Origin of the sequence: Nocardioides rubriscoriae, assembly GCF_008087085.1 — a bacterium.
GTDB lineage: Bacteria > Actinomycetota > Actinomycetes > Propionibacteriales > Nocardioidaceae > Nocardioides > Nocardioides rubriscoriae.
On sequence record NZ_VIYJ01000002.1, the window covers coordinates 579,559 to 597,183 of the forward strand.

Annotated in this window: 14 protein-coding genes; 10 read left to right on the forward strand and 4 right to left on the reverse strand. The window is 72.8% G+C overall.

All coding sequences use genetic code 11. The features are described from left to right. The first annotated feature begins 60 nt into the window (after nucleotides 1–60). Both FZC61_RS06135 and FZC61_RS06140 read left to right on the forward strand, forming a co-directional pair. The gene (locus FZC61_RS06135; RefSeq protein WP_148613227.1) at nucleotides 61–954 is read left to right on the forward strand and encodes a diacylglycerol kinase family protein; all 894 of its coding nucleotides are present in this window, start codon (nucleotides 61–63) and stop codon (nucleotides 952–954) included. Further along, nucleotides 951–3,749, forward strand: coding sequence for a DEAD/DEAH box helicase (locus tag FZC61_RS06140; protein ID WP_148613228.1), 2,799 nt, complete (start codon nucleotides 951–953; stop codon nucleotides 3,747–3,749). The genes FZC61_RS06135 and FZC61_RS06140 overlap by 4 nt, the downstream gene beginning before the upstream one ends. A 7-nt stretch (nucleotides 3,750–3,756) precedes the next feature. Here the strand turns inward: FZC61_RS06140 and FZC61_RS06145 are convergent, their stop codons facing one another. Beyond that, on the reverse strand, nucleotides 3,757–4,965 hold the full coding sequence (locus FZC61_RS06145; RefSeq protein ID WP_148613229.1) for an NAD(P)H-binding protein: 1,209 nt from the start codon (nucleotides 4,963–4,965) through the stop codon (nucleotides 3,757–3,759). Next, nucleotides 4,962–5,912: a 5'-3' exonuclease gene (locus FZC61_RS06150; RefSeq protein ID WP_148613230.1), complete on the reverse strand. Its 951-nt coding sequence runs from the start codon at nucleotides 5,910–5,912 to the stop codon at nucleotides 4,962–4,964. Before FZC61_RS06150 ends, FZC61_RS06145 begins: the two co-directional genes overlap by 4 nt. A gap of 70 nt (nucleotides 5,913–5,982) precedes the next feature. Between FZC61_RS06150 and FZC61_RS06155 the strand changes: the two genes are divergently transcribed. Continuing rightward, nucleotides 5,983–6,444 (forward strand): Lrp/AsnC family transcriptional regulator, encoded by a 462-nt coding sequence (locus tag FZC61_RS06155; protein ID WP_246142556.1) that lies wholly within the window; start codon nucleotides 5,983–5,985, stop codon nucleotides 6,442–6,444. 145 nt (nucleotides 6,445–6,589) lie between these two features. On the opposite strand, the gene FZC61_RS06160 is transcribed toward FZC61_RS06155, so the two are convergent. Together FZC61_RS06160 and FZC61_RS06165 are read right to left on the reverse strand one after the other, a co-directional pair. After that, nucleotides 6,590–7,537: a type IV toxin-antitoxin system AbiEi family antitoxin domain-containing protein gene (locus FZC61_RS06160; RefSeq protein WP_148613232.1), complete on the reverse strand. Its 948-nt coding sequence runs from the start codon at nucleotides 7,535–7,537 to the stop codon at nucleotides 6,590–6,592. A gap of 227 nt (nucleotides 7,538–7,764) precedes the next feature. Further along, the gene (locus FZC61_RS06165; RefSeq protein ID WP_148613233.1) at nucleotides 7,765–9,219 is read right to left on the reverse strand and encodes a KamA family radical SAM protein; all 1,455 of its coding nucleotides are present in this window, start codon (nucleotides 9,217–9,219) and stop codon (nucleotides 7,765–7,767) included. Between the two features lie 132 nt (nucleotides 9,220–9,351). On the opposite strand from FZC61_RS06165, the gene kdd reads away from it, so the two are divergent. The 7 genes from kdd to FZC61_RS06200 all read left to right on the forward strand — a co-directional run bounded on the left by kdd (nucleotide 9,352) and on the right by FZC61_RS06200 (nucleotide 17,603). Continuing rightward, nucleotides 9,352–10,410, forward strand: a complete 1,059-nt coding sequence (kdd, locus tag FZC61_RS06170) for an L-erythro-3,5-diaminohexanoate dehydrogenase (protein WP_148613234.1) — start codon at nucleotides 9,352–9,354, stop codon at nucleotides 10,408–10,410. Continuing rightward, a complete protein-coding gene (locus tag FZC61_RS06175; RefSeq protein WP_148613235.1) occupies nucleotides 10,403–11,962 on the forward strand; it encodes an amidohydrolase in 1,560 nt (519 codons plus the stop codon). The genes kdd and FZC61_RS06175 overlap by 8 nt, the downstream gene beginning before the upstream one ends. Then, a complete protein-coding gene (kamD, locus tag FZC61_RS06180) occupies nucleotides 11,959–13,557 on the forward strand; it encodes a lysine 5,6-aminomutase subunit alpha (protein WP_148613236.1) in 1,599 nt (532 codons plus the stop codon). Before FZC61_RS06175 ends, kamD begins: the two co-directional genes overlap by 4 nt. Continuing rightward, nucleotides 13,557–14,333 (forward strand): lysine 5,6-aminomutase subunit beta, encoded by a 777-nt coding sequence (gene kamE / locus FZC61_RS06185; RefSeq protein ID WP_246142557.1) that lies wholly within the window; start codon nucleotides 13,557–13,559, stop codon nucleotides 14,331–14,333. Before kamD ends, kamE begins: the two co-directional genes overlap by 1 nt. Then, complete coding sequence (gene kal / locus FZC61_RS06190) at nucleotides 14,330–14,716, forward strand: 3-aminobutyryl-CoA ammonia lyase (protein ID WP_148613237.1); 387 nt, start codon at nucleotides 14,330–14,332, stop codon at nucleotides 14,714–14,716. Before kamE ends, kal begins: the two co-directional genes overlap by 4 nt. A gap of 566 nt (nucleotides 14,717–15,282) precedes the next feature. Continuing rightward, nucleotides 15,283–16,854 carry an apolipoprotein N-acyltransferase gene (lnt, locus tag FZC61_RS06195; protein WP_246142558.1) on the forward strand — a complete coding sequence of 524 codons (1,572 nt, stop codon included), beginning with the start codon at nucleotides 15,283–15,285 and terminating at the stop codon, nucleotides 16,852–16,854. Then, complete coding sequence (locus FZC61_RS06200; protein WP_425465808.1) at nucleotides 16,851–17,603, forward strand: polyprenol monophosphomannose synthase; 753 nt, start codon at nucleotides 16,851–16,853, stop codon at nucleotides 17,601–17,603. Before lnt ends, FZC61_RS06200 begins: the two co-directional genes overlap by 4 nt. Nucleotides 17,604–17,625: the final 22 nt, after the last annotated feature.

The window sequence follows — 17,625 nt, forward strand, 5'->3', positions numbered from 1 at the left end:
GGTGACCCGTCGCGTAGACGCGACGGGTGGGCGTGGGGGGAGCCGGACTAGGCTCGGGTGGTGTCGTCGTCCCGTCGTGAGATCGCGTGGCTCGTGAACCCGACGGCCGGCAAGGGCCGGGCGGGCCGCGGCGTCGCCGTGGCGCTGTCGCGGCTGCGTGCCGCAGGACTGACCGTCCGCGAGCTGGCCGGCCGCGACGCCGACGAGTCGCTCGACCTGGCCCGTGCGGCCGTCGCCGACGGCACCGACGGCCTCGTGGTCGTCGGTGGCGACGGGATGGTCAACATCGGCCTGCAGGCCACCGCGACGACGTCCACCCCGCTGGGGCTCGTGCCGGCCGGCACCGGCAACGACGTCGCGCGCTACGTCGGGCTACACGGCCTGGGCCCGCTCGCCGCGGCCGACCGCATCGTGCGCACGCTCACGACGGGGGAGCGACGCACCCTCGACCTGGCCCGCACCGGCGGCCGCTACTACGCCACGGTGCTCGCGGCCGGCTTCGACGCCGTCGTCAACGAGCGGGCCAACGCGATGGCCTGGCCCAAGGGCCAGATGCGCTACAACCTCGCCACCCTGCTCGAGCTGCGCACCTTCACCCCGCTGTCGTACGTGCTCGACCTCGACGGCCGCGAGCTCACCACCCGGGCGATGCTGGTCGCGGTCGGCAACGGCCCGTCGTTCGGCGGCGGGCTGCGCATCACCGAGGGCGCCCTGCTCGACGACGGGCTGCTCGACGTCGTGATCATCAAGCCCATGTCGAAGCCCGACCTGGTGCGCACCTACCCGCGGCTGTTCCGGGGCACCCACACCACCCACCCGCAGTACGAGCACCACCGCGTGCGCCGGGTGACGGTCGCGGCCCCCGGCATCGTGGCCTACGCCGACGGCGAGCGGTTCGGACCGCTGCCACTCACCATCGAGGCGGTCCCTGCCGCCGTGGAGGTTCTCGCATGAGTCACGCGTCCGACGACGAGCTGACCGCCGCCGAGCGCTACGCCGCCTCCCGGCGTACGGCCAAGCACCCGGTGCTCAAGGACTTCGCGGCGCACTACGCGTTCCCGCTCGACGACTTCCAGCAGCACGCGTGCCGCGAGATCGAGGAGGGCCGCGGCGTGCTCGTCGCGGCGCCGACCGGCTCGGGCAAGACCGTCGTGGGCGAGTTCGCCATCCACCTCGCGCTCAGCACCGGGCGCAAGGCGTTCTACACGACGCCGATCAAGGCGCTGAGCAACCAGAAGTACCACGACCTCGTCACCCGCTACGGCCCCGAGAACGTCGGCCTGCTCACCGGTGACAACGTCGTCAACGGCGAGGCACCGATCGTCGTGATGACGACCGAGGTGCTGCGCAACATGCTGTACGCCGGCTCGCGGACCCTCATCGGCCTCGGGTTCGTGGTGATGGACGAGGTGCACTACCTCGCCGACCGCGCCCGCGGCGCGGTGTGGGAGGAGGTGATCATCCACCTGCCCGAGTCGGTGACGCTGGTGTCGCTGTCGGCGACGGTCTCCAACGCCGAGGAGTTCGGCGAGTGGCTGGCCACCGTGCGGGGCGAGACGACCACGATCGTCGAGGAGCGCCGCCCCGTGCCGCTCTACCAGCACGTGATGGTCGGACGCCGGCTGCTCGACCTGTTCGCCTCCTCCGACGTCGACGCCGCCGCCGGCTTCGTCAAGGAGGGCGCCCCGGTCAACGACGAGCTGCTCAAGGTCGCGCGCGACGACTGGGCCGCCTCGCGGATCAAGGACCGGCGCACCCCCAAGGGACGCCAGGGCGGGCCCCGGCAGCCGGCCAACAACCGGAGGATCTGGATCCCGAGCCGCCCCGACGTCATCGACCGGCTCAAGCGCGAGCGACTGCTGCCGGCGATCGTCTTCGTCTTCAGCCGCGTCGGCTGCGACGCCGCCGTCCAGCAGTGCCTGGCTGCGGGCGTGCACCTGACCACCCCGGCCGAGCGCGACGAGGTCATCACCTACGTCGAGGGCGCCTGTCGGCACCTGCCGCCCGACGACCTGCACGTGCTGGGCTACCACGACTTCCTCGAGGGCCTGTCGCGCGGCGTCGCGGCCCACCACGCCGGCATGCTGCCGGCCTTCAAGTCGGTGGTCGAGGAGCTCTACCTGCGTGGGCTCTGCAAGGTCGTGTTCGCCACCGAGACCCTCGCGCTCGGCATCAACATGCCCGCACGCACCGTGGTCATCGAGAAGCTCTCGAAGTGGAACGGCGAGACGCACGCCGACATCACGCCGGGGGAGTACACCCAGCTCACCGGACGCGCCGGACGGCGCGGGCTCGACGTCGAGGGCCACGGCGTCGTGCTGTGGCAGCCGGGCACCAACCCGCGCGAGCTGGCGGGCCTGGCCTCCACGCGGACCTACCCGCTGCGCTCGTCGTTCCGGCCGTCGTACAACATGGCGGTCAACCTGGTCCACCAGTTCGGCCGCGAGCGCTCGCGCGAGCTGCTGGAGCAGTCGTTCGCCCAGTTCCAGGCCGACAAGGCCGTGGTCGGGCTGGCCCGCCAGCTCGCCAAGAGCGACGACGCCCTCGCGGGCTACGCCGAGGCCGCCCACTGCCACCTCGGCGACTTCATGGAGTACGCCGGGCTGCGCCAGAGGATCAACGACGTCGAGAAGTCGGCCAGCCGGTCGCGTCGTACGGACCGGCGCGAGGAGGTCGTCGAGTCGCTGCGCCTGCTCAAGGTCGGCGACGTGATCCAGGTGCCGGTCGGCAAGTTCGCCGGGTACGCCGTCGTGGTCGACCCGGGCTGGGTGCCCGACAACCCACGCCCGATGGTGGTCACCGCCGACCGCCAGGCGCGGCGGCTGGCGATGATCGACTTCCCCACCCCGGTGGCGGCGCTGGCGAGGCTCAAGGTGCCCAAGAGCTTCAACGGCCGCAACCCGCAGATGCGCCGCGACCTGGCCAGCGCGCTGCGCGACAAGACCCACGGGCTGGTGCCACCGCCGCCCGGGGCCGCCCGCGCCGGCGGCACCCGCCCGGCCGGCGAGGGCGCCTCCGACGAGGTGGAGGCGCTGCGCGAGCAGCTACGGGCCCACCCGTGCCACCGCTGTCCCGAGCGCGAGGACCACGCCCGTTGGGCCGAGCGCTACTACAAGCTCGACCGCGACGCGGCCACGCTGCGCCGGCGCATCGAGCAGCGCACCAACACCGTGGCCCGCCAGTTCGACCGGGTCTGCGAGGTGCTGACCACCCTGGGCTACCTCGACGCTGACGAGGTCACCGACCGCGGCGGACACCTCAAGCGGCTCTACGGCGAGACCGACCTGCTCGCTGCCGAGGCCCTGCGGCTCGGCGTCTGGGACGGCCTCTCGCCGTCGGGGCTCGCCGCGGCGCTGTCGACGCTGGTCTTCGAGACGCGCCGCGCCGACGACGGACGGGTGCCCCGCATCCCGGGCGGGGAGATCGGCGACGCCATCGAGGCGACCCGGCGGCTGTGGGTCGACCTCGACGGCCTCGAGCGCGAGCACAAGCTCGACTTCCTGCGACCGCCCGACCCGGGCTTCGCCTGGCTGGCCTACCGGTGGGCCGAGGGCGACGACCTCGACGACCTGCTCGGCCCCAGCGACCTCTCGGCGGGTGACTTCGTGCGCTGGACCAAGCAGCTGCTCGACCTCGCGGGTCAGGTCGCCGACGCGGCGGGCGACACCCCGCTGCGTCGTACGGCGCGCGAGGTGACGGGCCTGGTCAAGCGCGGTGTCGTCGCCTACTCCGGCCTCGCCGAGGACTGAGCCCTCGCTATCCGGGGCTGGGGGCTCCGGCGATCTGCCAGGCCGCGCCCACCGAGTCCTCGTCACGGATCGCGGCGACCAGCACCTCGGCGAGGTCGGCTCGCGGAACCGCGCCGGGCTCGACGTCGAGGCCGAGGGCGACCTCGCCGGTGGGCGGGTCGTCGGTGAGCAGGGTCGGGCGGAACGCCGTCCAGGACAGCCCGCTCGAGGCGGCCAGGGCGACCTGCTCGTCGCCGTTCCACACCCCGGGCACCAGCAGGAACCGCTCGACCCCCGCGTGGCGGGCGGCCTCGACGACGACGGCCGGTGACGTCGGGGCCAGGTGGACGACGGCCGCACACCCGCGCAGTGCGGTGGCGAGCACCCGGGCGCCCTGGTCGAGGTCGACCATGCGCACCTCGGCGCCGAGGCGCTCGAGGTCGGCGCGGTGCGCCTCGTTGCGCACGAGCGCCACCGGTGGGGTCTTGTCGCGCCGTGCCAGCACCTCCACGACCAGCCGGCCGAGCCGGCCGTGGGCCCCGACCACCGCGACCCGGGCGCTGTCGGGCCACGCGTCCGGCACGGCCGGGTTGGACCACGGCAGCGACGTACCGCTCAGCACCGGCACCTGCGGTTGCCGGACCCGCAGCCACTCGACGGCGCCCGGGAAGTCGGTCGCCCCGACCTCGCCCACCAGCACGGTGCGGGCTTGCGCCGGGGTGAGGGCGAGGATCCGCGCGGCCTGGGTGAGGTGCGGGCCGTCAAACGGGGTGGCGTCGAGGAGCCGGTCGTCGGCGAGGCTGAACCGCAGCACCTCCAGCGGTACGTCGTTGCCCAGCGTCTTGGTCGACCTCAGGTCGAGCGTCGTGTGGGTCACCGCGCTCACCCAGCCCCAGGGCACCGTCGTCCAGCCCAGGTGATCGGGCAGGTCGGCCACGCCCAGGCCCTCGTGGAGGTGGACCCCGTCGGCGTCCAGGCGGGCGACCACCTCGGGCTCCGCCGCCTCGCGCAGGCCGCGCGTGGTGCGCGCGCCGACCACGGCGCCGTAGGCACCCACGGCCCCGACCACGGTCGCGGCGAAGGCGTCGATGCCGGGGACGTCCTGGGTGAGCAGCCCGAGCACGCAGCCCACGGCGATCAAGGTCATGAACGCCGTGAAGGCGACGGCCAGCCCGGTCAGCCAGCGCAGACCGCTGCTGGGGTGGGTCCTCAGCTCGAGGACGGCGTGGTCGCTCACCCGGCGAGCACGCCCAGCAGGCGTCGGGTGGGGGTGTCGAGACCCCACTGCTCGACCAGCTCGACGAGGCGCTCGGGCTGCGCCGGGACGGTCGGCAGCGCGGTGCCGGTGCGGTCGAGGTCGAGGTCACGGGCCACGGCCACGACGGCGGGTGCGACGGCGAGGTAGTCGAGGGCCGCGTTGATCTTGGCCCGCGGGCCGGCGGCCATCCCCGAGCGCGGGTCCTGCGCCGCGGCAATGATGCCGTCGAGGTCGCCGAAGGTCTGCAGCAGGGTGGCCGCGGTCTTCTCACCGACCCCGGCGACCCCGGGTAGGCCGTCGGAGGCGTCGCCGCGCATGGTGGCGAAGTCGGCGTACTGGCGCGCCTCGATGGCGTACTTGTCGCGCACCCACTGCTCGGTGACCTGCTCGTGGCGGCCGACGCCCTTGCCGATGTAGAGCACCCGGACCGGGCCGCCGGCCGCGCCGTCGTCGACGAGCTGGAAGAGGTCGCGGTCACCGGTGACGACGTCGACGGCCTGTCCGGCGCCGGTGGCCAGGGTGCCGATCACGTCGTCGGCCTCGTAGCCGGGCGCGCCGATGACGCTGATCCCGAAGGCCTCCAGCACCTCGCGCAGGATCGGCACCTGCACCTCCAGCGGGTCGGGCACCTCCTCGACGTCGGGCGCGAAGGCGACCTCCTCGACGACCCGGTGGGCCTTGTACGACGGGATCAGGTCCACGCGCCACTGCGGACGCCAGTCGTCGTCCCAGCAGCACACCAGGTCGGTGGGGCGGTACTGCTCGACCAGCCGGCTCACGTAGTCGAGCATCCCGCGCACGGCGTTGACGTTGGTGCCGTCGGGGGCGGCGTACTCGGGCATGCCGAAGAAGGCCCGGAAGTACATGGAGGCGGAGTCGAGCAGGAGCAGGCGCCCCGCGGGGTCGGTGCCGGTCACCCGGCGCATCCTGCCACCCCGCGGCACACGTCTCGATCAGCGCGCCCCACCGCGGCGCGGTGCCACTACTGTGACGCCCGTGACGACCGAGCTCGAGGCCACCGACCGCAAGATCCTGGAGCTTCTCGCCGCCGACGGCCGGATGTCGTTCACCGACCTGGGCAAGGCCACGGGCCTGTCGACCTCGGCGGTCCACCAGCGGGTCAAGCGCCTCGAGCAGCGGCGCCTGATCCTGGGCTACGGCGCCACCGTCAACCACGACGAGGTCGGCCTGCCGCTCACGGCGTTCATCTCGATCCGTCCCATCGACCCCTCGCAGCCCGACGACTCGCCCGAGCGGGTGCGCGGCATCCCCGAGATCGAGTCGTGCTGGTCGGTCGCGGGGGAGGAGTCCTACATCCTCAAGATCCGCGTCGCCACGCCCGGCGACCTCGAGGACCTGCTGGCCCGGGTCCGCGCCGCGGCCAACGTGTCGACGCGCACCACGATCGTGCTGTCGACGCCGTACGAGAACCGGTCGGTGCTCGGCGGGGCTGGGTGACGGTGCGGTCGGACGGGGTGAGATTTCCCCGGCTGACCGGGGAAGTCTGACGTTGATGGGCAATGCATTGCCCGTCAACATCAGGTTTCCCCGGCTGACCGGGGAAACCTGACGGGCTGCCTCAGCGAGGCTGACCGACGCCGGCTCAGGCCGCGGCGCTGCGAAACCGCACCCGGATGCGGTCGGCCGTCGCGACGGGGCGCTCCAGGTCGGCCCAGACGACCCGGACGCAGACCCATCCGGTGAGCCCACAGATCATCTCCTCACGCCGCTGCTCGCGCACGACGGCGTCCTTGACCGATTCGCCGTCCTTCAGCAACCGGCCGTACTTCATCATGCCGTCGAACTCGACGAAGACACCCAGCTCGGGCCACGCCAGGTCCACCCGCGCGACGACGCGACCGCTGGCGTCGCGGATCTCGTAGTTGACCTGGGGCGCCGGCAGCCTCTGCGCCCAGCAGAGGTAGCGCAGCCGCGTCTCGCCTACCGACTCGGCGCGCCCGTCGACCTGCCGCAGGATCAGGTCGGTGTGCAGGGTCGCGGGCCAGTGGTTCATCAGGGCGTACCGGGTGGCGAGCCGCTCGGGATCGGTGAGACCGCGGTGCAGGAGGTCGTCGATCACGATCATGGAGTGCTCGATGTCGAGCAGGGTCGTGACCTCGAGGGCGGTGCGCGTCGCGCTCATGACGAACAGCCCGCCGTGCTCGACCACGTCGCCGTCGACGAGCACGCCCCGGTGCTGCCGGATCCCCGCCTCCTTGCGACCGGCCTTCTCGTCACGGCGGGTGAGGTCGACGAAGGACAGGTCGACGTCCCAGAGCGGTGCCGCCCATTCGTTGGCCGAGCTGACGTGGCTGAGGACCACCTCGGTGCGGGCTTGACGTACGGCGGCGCGGCACAGCAGCGCGTAGCGCTCCGTGTCGCTCAGCTCGGCCCAGGTCGCGCCGTCGCGGTAGGCGCCGTGACGGACGCGGTGCCAGACACCGGTCTTGACCAGCGAGCTGATGGCGTGGTCGTGGTAGCCGAGGTCCTCCGCCTCGCGGCGAAGGAACACGCCGTAGCGGTCGCAGATCTGGACGAGCGCGGGATCCATGTCCCGATCGTGTCCTGCCGACGGCGACCGCGCACTCGCCTGCACGTCGGCCTGTGGACAACCCGGGTGGCAGGCGCCGGGGCGGGCGAGCGGCGGTCGTCCAGATCGCGCCGGTCGACCGGGGAAACCTGAGCTTGTGGGTCAATACATCGGCCCACAAGTTCAGAATTCCCCGGTCAGCCGGGGAAATCTCGTTCCCCGGCCGGCCCAGGAATCACGGCACCGCCTCAGTAGGCCTGCAGCGCCGCCATGCGTCGCGACGCCTCGGCGACCTCGGCCGCCTTCAGCGCGGAGGTGTCGAGGTCGGCGTGGGCCGCCCACCACTCCTGGCCCTCGACGGGCAGGGTGTGGATCGGGTCGTAGTACTCGTAGGTGCGCTCGAGGGCGTCGGCCGCGGTGGCCTCGATGGAGGTGCGGTAGTTCTTGGTCCAGTAGGAGATGCCGCGCACCTCGTCGTACGACGAGAGCTGGTGGACCCACCGCTTGCCGACGAACGGCACGTCGCACACGATGCGCGGCGTCGCGAAACCCGGGAGGTAGCCCATGATGTGGTGCTGCAGCCGCTGGGCGTCACCGACCGAGACCCGCCAGTGCTCCGAGAACGGGATCATGTCGCACATGTAGAAGTAGTAGGGCATGACCTGCGCACCGTCGAGCAGGCGGAAGCACAGGTCGAGCAGCGCGTGCGGGTCGGCGTTGACGCCGTTGAGCAGCACCCCCTGGTTGCGTACGTCGCGCACGCCGGCGTCGAGCATGGCGCGCGAGGCGTCGGCGACCAGCGGCGTGATCGAGTTGGCGTGGTTGGCGTGGGTGTGGATCGCGATGGACACCCCACGCGAGCGGGCGATGCCGGCGACGCGGGCCATGCCCTCACGCACGTCGTCCTGCAGCCAGTGCTGGGGCAGGCCGACCAGGGCCTTGGTCGCCAGCCTGATGTCGCGGATGTTGTCGACCTCGAGCACCCGGGTGAGGAAGTCCTCGAGCCGGGCCCACGGCATGTTGGCGACGTCGCCGCCGGAGACCACGACGTCGCGCACCGACGGCGTACGACGCAGGTAGTCGATCATCGAGTCGAGCCGGTTGGTCGGCTTGGCGACGAACTTCAGCTTCTCGACGGTGGGCGTGGAGTTGCCGACGAGGTCCATGCGGGTGCAGTGGCCGCAGTACTGCGGACAGGTCGGCAGCAGCTCGGCCAGCACCTTGGTGGGGTAGCGGTGGGTGAGGCCCTCGGCGACCCACATGTCGTGCTCGTGCAGCGAGTCGCGGGTGGCGTGGGGGTGCGAGGACCAGTCGGTACGACGGTCGCTGAACACCGGGATCATGTAGTGGCGCACGGGGTCGGCGTAGAACGCCTCGGTCAGCGAGCCGGGCCCGCCCACGGTCGCGTGGGGGACCATGGTGTTCATCATCTGCGGCGGCACGAGCATCGACATGGTGGCGCGCTCGGCCTGGTCGCGCGCGAGGTCGGCGTAGAAGCGCTCGTCGACCAGGTCGCCGAGCAGCTCGCGCAGCTGCTTGAGGTTCTTGACGCAGTGGGCGCGCTGCCACTGCACCGACGCCCACTCGAGGGCGGTGACGTCCTTCCAGCCGGGAAACCGGGTCCAGTCGGGCTCGACGAGCTCGACGCGCTGGTAGGGATAGGGCTGACCGGTCTCCAGACCGATGCTCGTCTCGATGCTCATGGCGACTCTCCGTGCCTCGCTGACCTGCGCCAGGGGCGCCGTGTGACCTAGAGTACGTGCAGATCGTCCGGCTTGTGCAACTACACGCCGCAAATCCTCCTGTTACAGGATCATCACGAAGGACAACGAACCGTGACGCGTGAGAGCGACCCCACCGGGCTGCACCGGGTGCTCGACCGGCCCGTCGTGCTGCCGCAGGCCGCGCAACAGCTCGACACCCGCCGTGAGCTGTGGCCCGACGAGGTGCGCATCCGCGTCGAGCGGCTCAACCTCGACGCGGCGTCGTTCCGCCAGCTCGAGCGCACCCACACCGTCGACGGCTGCGTCGACGGCGACGCGATCCGCCGCGCGGTCCTCGACATCGTCGCGACCCGCGGCAAGATGCAGAACCCCGAGACCGGCTCCGGCGGCATGCTCGTGGGCACCGTCGAGGAGGTCGGCCCCGACTCGCCCCTCGGCCTCGCCGTGGGTGACCGGGTCACCACCCTGGTCTCGCTGACCCTGACCCCGCTGGTCATCGAGGACGGTCTCGCCGCCTGGGACGGGCGGGGCGAGCAGGTGCCGTGCGACGGCTACGCCGTGCTCTTCGGCCGGTCGATCGCCGCGGTCATCCCCGACGACCTCCCCGTCCCGCTGAGCCTGTCGGTGATGGACGTCTGCGGCGCCCCCGCCCTGACCGCCCGCGTCGTCGGCGAGTACGTCGCCGCCGGGCGCGCGCCCGTCGTGGCCGTCGTCGGGGGAGCCGGCAAGTCGGGCTCGCTCTCGCTCGCGGCCGCGACCGACGCCGGCGCCGCCCGCACCATCGGCGTCGTGCCCCACCAGGGCGAGGCCGACCTGCTCACCGGGGCCGGCCTGGCCGACGAGGTGGCGATCGCCGACGCCCGCGACCCCGTCGCGCTGCGCGACGCGGTGCAGAAGGCCGGTGGGTCGGCCGACGTCACCGTCGTGTGCGTCGACGTGCCCGGCTGCGAGGGCGGTGCCGTGCTGGCGACCGCCGAGGGCGGCACCGTGGTCTTCTTCTCCATGGCCACCTCGTTCTCCGCCGCCGCGCTGGGCGCCGAGGGGTTGGCCGCCGACGTGCGGATGCTCGTCGGCAACGGCTACGTGCCGGGCCACGCGGCGTACGCCATGGACCTGCTGCGCAGCCACGACGGCGTACGCCGGCTCTTCGAGAGCCGGCTCGATGGCTGACCTGCCCGCCGCGCCCGCGCGCCAGGTCCTGCGCGGGGGCGTCGTGCTCGTCGGCGGCGAGCCCGCCACCGCGGTCGGCGTCGAGGGCGGCCGGATCGCGTTCGTCGGCAGCGAGGTCGACGCCGACCGCTGGACCGGGACGGGCGAGGGCGCTCCGGTGGTGACCGACCTCGACGGCGCCCTGGTCGCCCCGGCGTTCGTCGACGCCCACGTCCACACCGTGCGCACCGGCTTCGCGACCACCGGGCTCGACCTCACCGGCACGCCCACGCTGGTCGGCGCCCTCGACGCGCTGGCCGCCCACGCCGCGGCCGCGCCCGACGCCGGCGTCCTGGTCGGGCAGGGCTGGGACGAGACCGACTGGCCCGAGTCGCGTCCCCCGACCGGTGCCGAGCTCGACCGCGCCGCCCCCGGCCGCCGTACCTACGTCACCCGGGTCGACGGGCACTCCTCGGTCATCTCGCCGGCGCTGGCCTCGCTGGTGCCCGGCCTGGAGCAGCTCGACGGCTGGACCCCCGACGGCCGCGTCGAGCGCGACGCCCACCACGCGGTGCGCGCGACCCTCGAGTCGTTGATCTCCGACGCCGAGCGCCTCGACGCCGCCCGCGCCGGCTGCCGCGCCATGGCCACGCAGGGCATCGTCGCCCTCCACGAGAACGCCGCACCCCACATCGGCCCCGAGTCCGAGATCGCGCTGGTGCGCCAGGCCGCCGCCGAGACCGGCCTGCACGCCGTCGTCTACTGGGGCGAGCTGATGGCCGCCGACACGGCCCGTCGCCTCGGCGTCGCGGGCCTGGCCGGCGACCTCATCGCCGACGGGGCCTTCGGCTCCCGCACCGCAGCCCTCGCCACGCCGTACGACGACGCGCCCCACACCTGCGGACACGGCTACGTCACCGCCGAGCAGGTGCGCGACCACGTCGTGGCCTGCTCGCACGCCGGGCTCCAGGCCGGCTTCCACGCCATCGGCGACGCCGCGCTCGAGGAGATCGCCACCGGCTTCGAGCTCGCGGCCGCCGTCGTCGGCGACGCGCTGTGCGCGCTGCGGCTCGAGCACGTCGAGCTGCCGTCGCCGCGGGTGGTCGACGTCATCGCCCGCCTGGGCGTGGTCTGCAGCGTGCAGCCGGTGTTCGACGCGCTCTGGGGCGGACCCGACGGCATGTACGCCGACCGCCTCGGCGAGCGGTGGGCGCAGACCAACCCGTTCGCCGAGCTCGCCCGCCACACGACGCTGGCCCTCGGCTCCGACTCGCCGGTCACGGCGCTCGGCCCGTGGGCCGCGGTGCGCGCCGCCGTCCACCACCACGCCCCGGAGCACGCCCTGACCCCGGCGGTGGCGTTCGCCGCCCACACCCGGGGCGGGTGGGCCGCTGCCGGCCAGCACGACCGGGCCGACCACCTGCGCGCCGGCGACGTCGCCGACCTCGCCGTCTGGCGTACCCCCGCCGCACTGGTCGACGGCCTGCCCGACCTCACCCCCGGCACCGAGCTGCCCACGCTCGTGCGGCTCCTGGCCGCCGGCCGCACCGTCCACGAAGGAGCACCCGCATGAGCCCCCGCCCGAGCAGGCCCACCGGCAAGCTCGACCTCGACCCCGCCACCGTCAAGCACGCGCGCAGCCTGGCCCGCAAGGCCGGGCGCCCCATCGTGACGATGGCCAAGAAGCACACGACCGTGGCCGTCGAGCGCGCGACGCTGCGCCTGGCCGGGCTCGGTGGCGCCGACGACGAGGGCACCCCGTGGGTCAACCGCCTGATGGACACCGTGCGGGCCGACCTGCACGACGTCGGGGGTCTCGAGCACGGCGTCTCCCTGCCCGTCTGGGACGCCCTGCTGCGTCACGAGGCCGAGGACCTCACCACCCTGGCCCAGAAGGCGGCCGCCGGGTCGGTCACCTTCCGCCTTCCCGAGGGCAAGGACGCCGCCCGCGCCCGCGCCGCCAGCCGCCGCCAGGTCGCCCGCGGCCTGAAGACCGTCGACCGGCGGCGCGCCGAGCGCGACCGGTTGATCAAGCGCCACGGCGACGCGCCCCGCCAGCCGTGGATCTACCTCATCGTCGCGACCGGCGACATCTACGAGGACATCCCGCAGGCCCAGCAGGCCGCGCGCGAGGGTGCCGACGTCATCGCCGTCATCCGCTCGACCGGGCAGAGCCTGCTCGACTTCGTGCCCGAGGGCGCCACCCGCGAGGGCTACGCCGGCACGTACGCCACCCAGGAGAACTTCCGCCTGATGCGCGCCGCGCTCGACGAGTCGAGCAAGGAGCTCGGCCGCTACGTGCGGCTCACCAACTACGCCAGCGGCCTGTGCATGCCCGAGATCGCTGCTCTCGCCGGGCTCGAGCGGCTCGACATGATGCTCAACGACTCGATGTACGGGATCCTCTTCCGCGACATCAACCCGATCCGCACCTTCGTCGACCAGCGCTTCAGCCGCCAGGTCCACGCCCGCGCCGGCATCATCATCAACACCGGCGAGGACAACTACCTCACCACCGCCGACGCCATCGAGGCCGCCCACACGGTCACCACCAGCCAGCTGCTCAACGAGTACTTCGCCAAGGAGGCCGGGCTCGAGGACTGGCAGCTCGGCCTGGGCCACGCCTTCGAGATCGACCCCGCGGTGCCCGACTCCTTCCGCCTCGAGCTGGCCCACGCCCTCCTGGCCCGTGAGGTCTTCCCGAACGCGCCGCTGAAGTGGATGCCCCCCACCCGCCACATGACCGGCGACGTCTTCAAGGGCAACCTGCTCGACGGGTTCTTCAACCTCGCCGGGGCGCTCACCGGCCAGGGCATCCTGCTGGTCGGCATGATGACCGAGGCGGTCGTGACGCCGTGGATCTCCGACCGCGACATCGCCCTGCAGAACGTCCGCTACGTCATGGAGGCCGCCGGCCGCCTGCACGAGGACTTCCACCCCGCGCCCGGCGGCGTCATCCACCAGCGCGCCCGCCAGGTGCTGGGGGAGTCGATCGAGCTGCTCGACCGCATCGTCGACGAGGGCCTGCTCGAGGCGATCGCCGACGGCACCTTCGGGCTGATGAAGCGGCCCGCCGACGCGGGCCGCGGCCTCGACGGTGTCGCGGCCAAGTCGAGCGTCTACTACAACCCGGCGACCGAGATCCTCGACGCCCAGGAGGTGCTGTGATGAGCGAGCCGACCAGCGACCCGCTGAAGGACCCGATGAAGGTCGTCATGCCGTACGGCGACACGACCGGTGACGGCATGGTGCAGCTCAGCTTCACCCTGCCGATGCCGCACTCCAAGATCGCCGAGGGCTCGGCCCAGCAGCTGGCCAACAAGATGGGGATGGACCCCGCCCTGGTCGTGCACGCCAAGCCCATGGGCCCCGACTTCACGTTCTTCGTGGTCTACGGCCGGGTCAACCACGTCGTCGACCCGAGCGTCGTGCAGGTCGTCGAGCGCGACTACCCACTGCTGACGCCCAAGGAGGTCAACGCCGCCGTCAAGCGCTCCCTGCGGCGCCGCTTGACCGTCGTCGGCGCCTGCATCGGCACCGACGCCCACACCGTGGGTATCGACGCGATCCTCAACATCAAGGGCTTCGCCGGCGAGAAGGGGCTCGAGTACTACCGCGAGCTCAAGGTGGTCAACCTCGGCGCCCAGGTCTCGGTGCCCCAGCTCGTCGAGCGGGCCCGGGCCGAGAAGGCCGACGCCGTCCTGGTCTCCCAGGTCGTCACCCAGCGCGACGCCCACCTGCTCAACACCCGCGAGATGTCGGCCGCGTTCCGCGAGTCCTACCCCGCGGGCCGGCGTCCGCTGCTCATCGTCGGCGGTCCCCGCTTCGACGAGACCATGGCCGACGAGCTCGGCGTCGACCGGGTCTTCGGCCGCGGCACGACCCCCGGCGAGGTCGCCTCCTTCATCACCCACCGCCTCGCCGGTGCCAAGGTGGCGTCATGACCGCGACCGTCGGGACCCGCGTCGTGCACAAGCGCTACGTCCCCTACGCCCACGCCCACTACGCCGGCAACCTCGTCGACGGCGCCTACAGCCTCGGGCTCTTCGGCGACGTCGCCACCGAGCTGTGCATCGTCACCGACGGCGACGAGGGACTCTTCGCCTCCTACTCCGACGTTCAGTTCAAGGCGCCCGTCCGCGCCGGTGACGTCCTCGAGGTGACCGCCGAGCTCGTCCGCGCCGGCACCCGCTCCCGCGTCATGGACTTCGCCGTCCACGTCGTCGCCCGTGGCGCCGCCACCGACGCCCAGCCGGGCCGCGCGGAGGTGCTCGACCCGCCGCTGCTGGCCACCACCGCCACCGGCACCGTGGTCGTGCCGTCCTGACCTGGTCGCCTGCGGGCCACCCTCCGGCTCCGTCCGCCCTGTGGTCGGCCTGAGCTGTGGTCGGCCCGGCGGGCGCGGTGTCTACGCAGGGGTGAGCCGCGGCTCTCGTGTACACGCGACCATCGGCGAGTCCGCCGCGACACGCCGAGGCAAATGACTATTTCGAGGACTATTTCCGGACTAGGGAGTCTTCGCTGACCTGCGACTTTGCCTGTTCTCCCAGGTCAGAGGGCTGTTGACACCCTGGCGCAGTGAGGGAAACCTTGCCGCCGTTCGCTCGTGCAGGTCGTGGCCGGCGGACCGACGTCCGAGTGGCCGTTGATCACCAGGTGTAGCGCCAACATCGCGGTGACCATGGTTCGCGGAGGTCGGTCCGCTCCGCGAGAGCGACGCGGGAGGGTCCATCCGGGCCGAGACAACGATCCCGTCACGGCAGCCAGCCGTGGCCGGGGGCGGCCGGAGCCCCGGTGGGCCCTCCCGACGCCCGCATCGCAGGGCCCGTCACGCGGCATCGCCGCATCCGGCCTCGTCCCACCCCGCCAGGGCCCGTTGGGTAGCCTCTGCAGGTGCTCGCACGCTTCCTCGTCGCAGCGCTCGCCGGGGTCGCGCTCGCGCTGGCCTACGAGCCGGTGGCCGTCGCCTACCTCATGCCGCTCAGCCTGGCGGCGTACGCGCTGTGCACCCGCGAGGTGCGGTCGCGGGCGGGTCTCGCGGTCGGGCTGGTGTTCGGCGCGGCCTTCTACTTCCCCCACATCTACTGGATGAGCCCCTCGATCGGGCTGCCCGCCTGGCTTGCGCTGGCGTTCGTCGAGACCCTGTTCTACGGCGCCCTCGGCGCCGTGTCCCCCGTGCTCCAACGCCTGCGGTCGTGGCCGGCGTGGCTGGCGGCGGCGTGGGTGGCGATGGAGACGATCCGCGCTACCTGGCCCTTCAGCGGGATGCCGTGGGGACGGCTGGGGTTCGGCGTGGTCGACACCCCGCTCGCCCCGGCGCTGGCCTACGTCGGCGTCAACGGCGTCAGCCTGCTCGTCGCGCTCATGGGCTTCCTCCTGGCGCGGGTGGTGGTGTCGTCGCGCGGCGACGAGCGCCGCTTCAGCCTCGCCGCCGTCGTCCTGGTCACCGCGGCGGCCGCGGCCCCGACGTTCGTGCCGTGGACCCTCGCGACCACGGGCCGCACCACGGTCGCCGCGGTGCAGGGCAACGTGCCCGGGCGCGGTGACGACGTGCTGCTCGATGTCGAGCAGCTCACCCAGAACCACGTGGACGCCACGGTGGCCCTGGCCGAGCGCGTGAGCTCGGGGGAGTCGCCTCGGCCCGACTTCGTGGTCTGGCCCGAGAACTCCACGGCGCGCGACCCCTTCGAGGACGCCTCGATCAACGCCGGCATCCGCCAGGCCGCCCAGGCCATCGGGGTCCCCGTGCTCGTCGGCGCGATCGTCGACGCCGGGGAGCAGCACGTGCTCAACGAGGGCATCGTCTGGGACCCCGTGACCGGCGCGGGCGACCGTTACGCCAAGCGGCACCCGGTGGCCTACGGCGAGTACATCCCGCTGCGCAGCGTCCTGCCCGACAGCCTCGTCAACTCGGGCCAGCTCGCGCGGATCCCGCGCGACATGCTCAGCGGCAGCCGCACCACGCCGTTGAGCATCGCCGGCGTGAAGGTCGCCGACTCGATCTGCTTCGACATCGCCTACGACGACGGCATCAAGGTGCAGGTCGACCGCGGCGCCCAGCTGCTCACCGTGCAGACCAGCAACGCCAGCTTCATCTTCACCGACCAGGTCGAGCAGCAGTTCGCGATCACCCGGGCCCGAGCCATCGAGTCCGGCCGCTACGTGGTCGTGGCCGCGACCAACGGCGTCTCGGGCGTCATCGCCCCCGACGGGACCGTCGTGGACCGGACCCAGCGCCGTACGCAGGACGTCGTGCTCGAGACGGTCGACCTCAAGAGCGGCGTCACGCCGGGGTTGGAGGTGGGTGAGGTCCTGCGCGCCACCACCCCCTGGATCGCCGTCGTCGGGGTGCTGTGGGGGATCCTCGTACGCCGACGCGCCTCGCACGCCGACGGGCAGCCGAGCCGGGCGCCCCAAGCGGCCGAGCCGAAGACGCCGCGCCACGACCAGGACCTACGCGTGTGAACGAGCCGCGCACCGTCATGGTGCTGCCGACCTACGACGAGGCCGCCAACCTCGAGTGGATCGTCGGGCGCCTGCACGCCGCCCAACCCGGCATCGACGTGCTGGTCGTCGACGACCAGTCACCTGACGGCACCGGTGCGATCGCCGACCGGCTCGCGGGCGCGGACCCCCGCGTCCACGTCCTGCACCGCAGCGCCAAGGGCGGGCTCGGTGCGGCGTACCTCGCGGGGTTCGCCTGGGCCCTCGACGAGGGCTACGACGTCGTGGGGGAGATGGACGCCGACGGCTCCCACCAGCCCGAGCAGCTGGACCGCCTGCTCGCGGCCCTGCCCGGCGCCGACCTGGTGATCGGGTCGCGGTGGGTGCCCGGGGGCAGGGTGGTCAACTGGCCGCTGCGGCGCGAGGCCCTGTCGCGCGGCGGCAACCTCTACGTCCGGCTGCTGCTCGGCATCGACGTGCGCGACGCGACCGCCGGGTTCCGCCTGTTCCGCCGCAGCACCTTGGAGAAGATCGACCTCGACCAGGTGCGGTCGACGGGCTACGTGTTCCAGACCGACCTGGTCACGCGCACGCTGCACGCGGGGCTCGTGGTGCGCGAGGTGCCGATCGAGTTCGTCGAGCGGGTGCGCGGGGAGTCCAAGATGAGCGGCGCCGTCGCCACCGAGTCGCTGCGGCGGATCACCCTGTGGGGACTGCGCGAGCGGCGCGACCAGGTGCATCGGGCCGTCAGCGGCCTGCGACGTCGCTGACCGGCGCCGACCTACAGTGGAG

Excerpts from the sequence above, each read along its gene's own strand:
- FZC61_RS06140 (WP_148613228.1), top strand. The coding sequence starts at position 951 with ATGAGTCACGCGTCCGACGACGAGCTGACCGCCGCCGAGCGCTACGCC.
- FZC61_RS06150 (WP_148613230.1), bottom strand. The coding sequence starts at position 5,912 with ATGCGCCGGGTGACCGGCACCGACCCCGCGGGGCGCCTGCTCCTGCTC.
- FZC61_RS06160 (WP_148613232.1), bottom strand. The coding sequence starts at position 7,537 with ATGGATCCCGCGCTCGTCCAGATCTGCGACCGCTACGGCGTGTTCCTT.
- FZC61_RS06165 (WP_148613233.1), bottom strand. The coding sequence starts at position 9,219 with ATGAGCATCGAGACGAGCATCGGTCTGGAGACCGGTCAGCCCTATCCC.
- FZC61_RS06175 (WP_148613235.1), top strand. The coding sequence starts at position 10,403 with ATGGCTGACCTGCCCGCCGCGCCCGCGCGCCAGGTCCTGCGCGGGGGC.
- kamD (WP_148613236.1), top strand. The coding sequence starts at position 11,959 with ATGAGCCCCCGCCCGAGCAGGCCCACCGGCAAGCTCGACCTCGACCCC.
- kamE (WP_246142557.1), top strand. The coding sequence starts at position 13,557 with ATGAGCGAGCCGACCAGCGACCCGCTGAAGGACCCGATGAAGGTCGTC.
- kal (WP_148613237.1), top strand. The coding sequence starts at position 14,330 with ATGACCGCGACCGTCGGGACCCGCGTCGTGCACAAGCGCTACGTCCCC.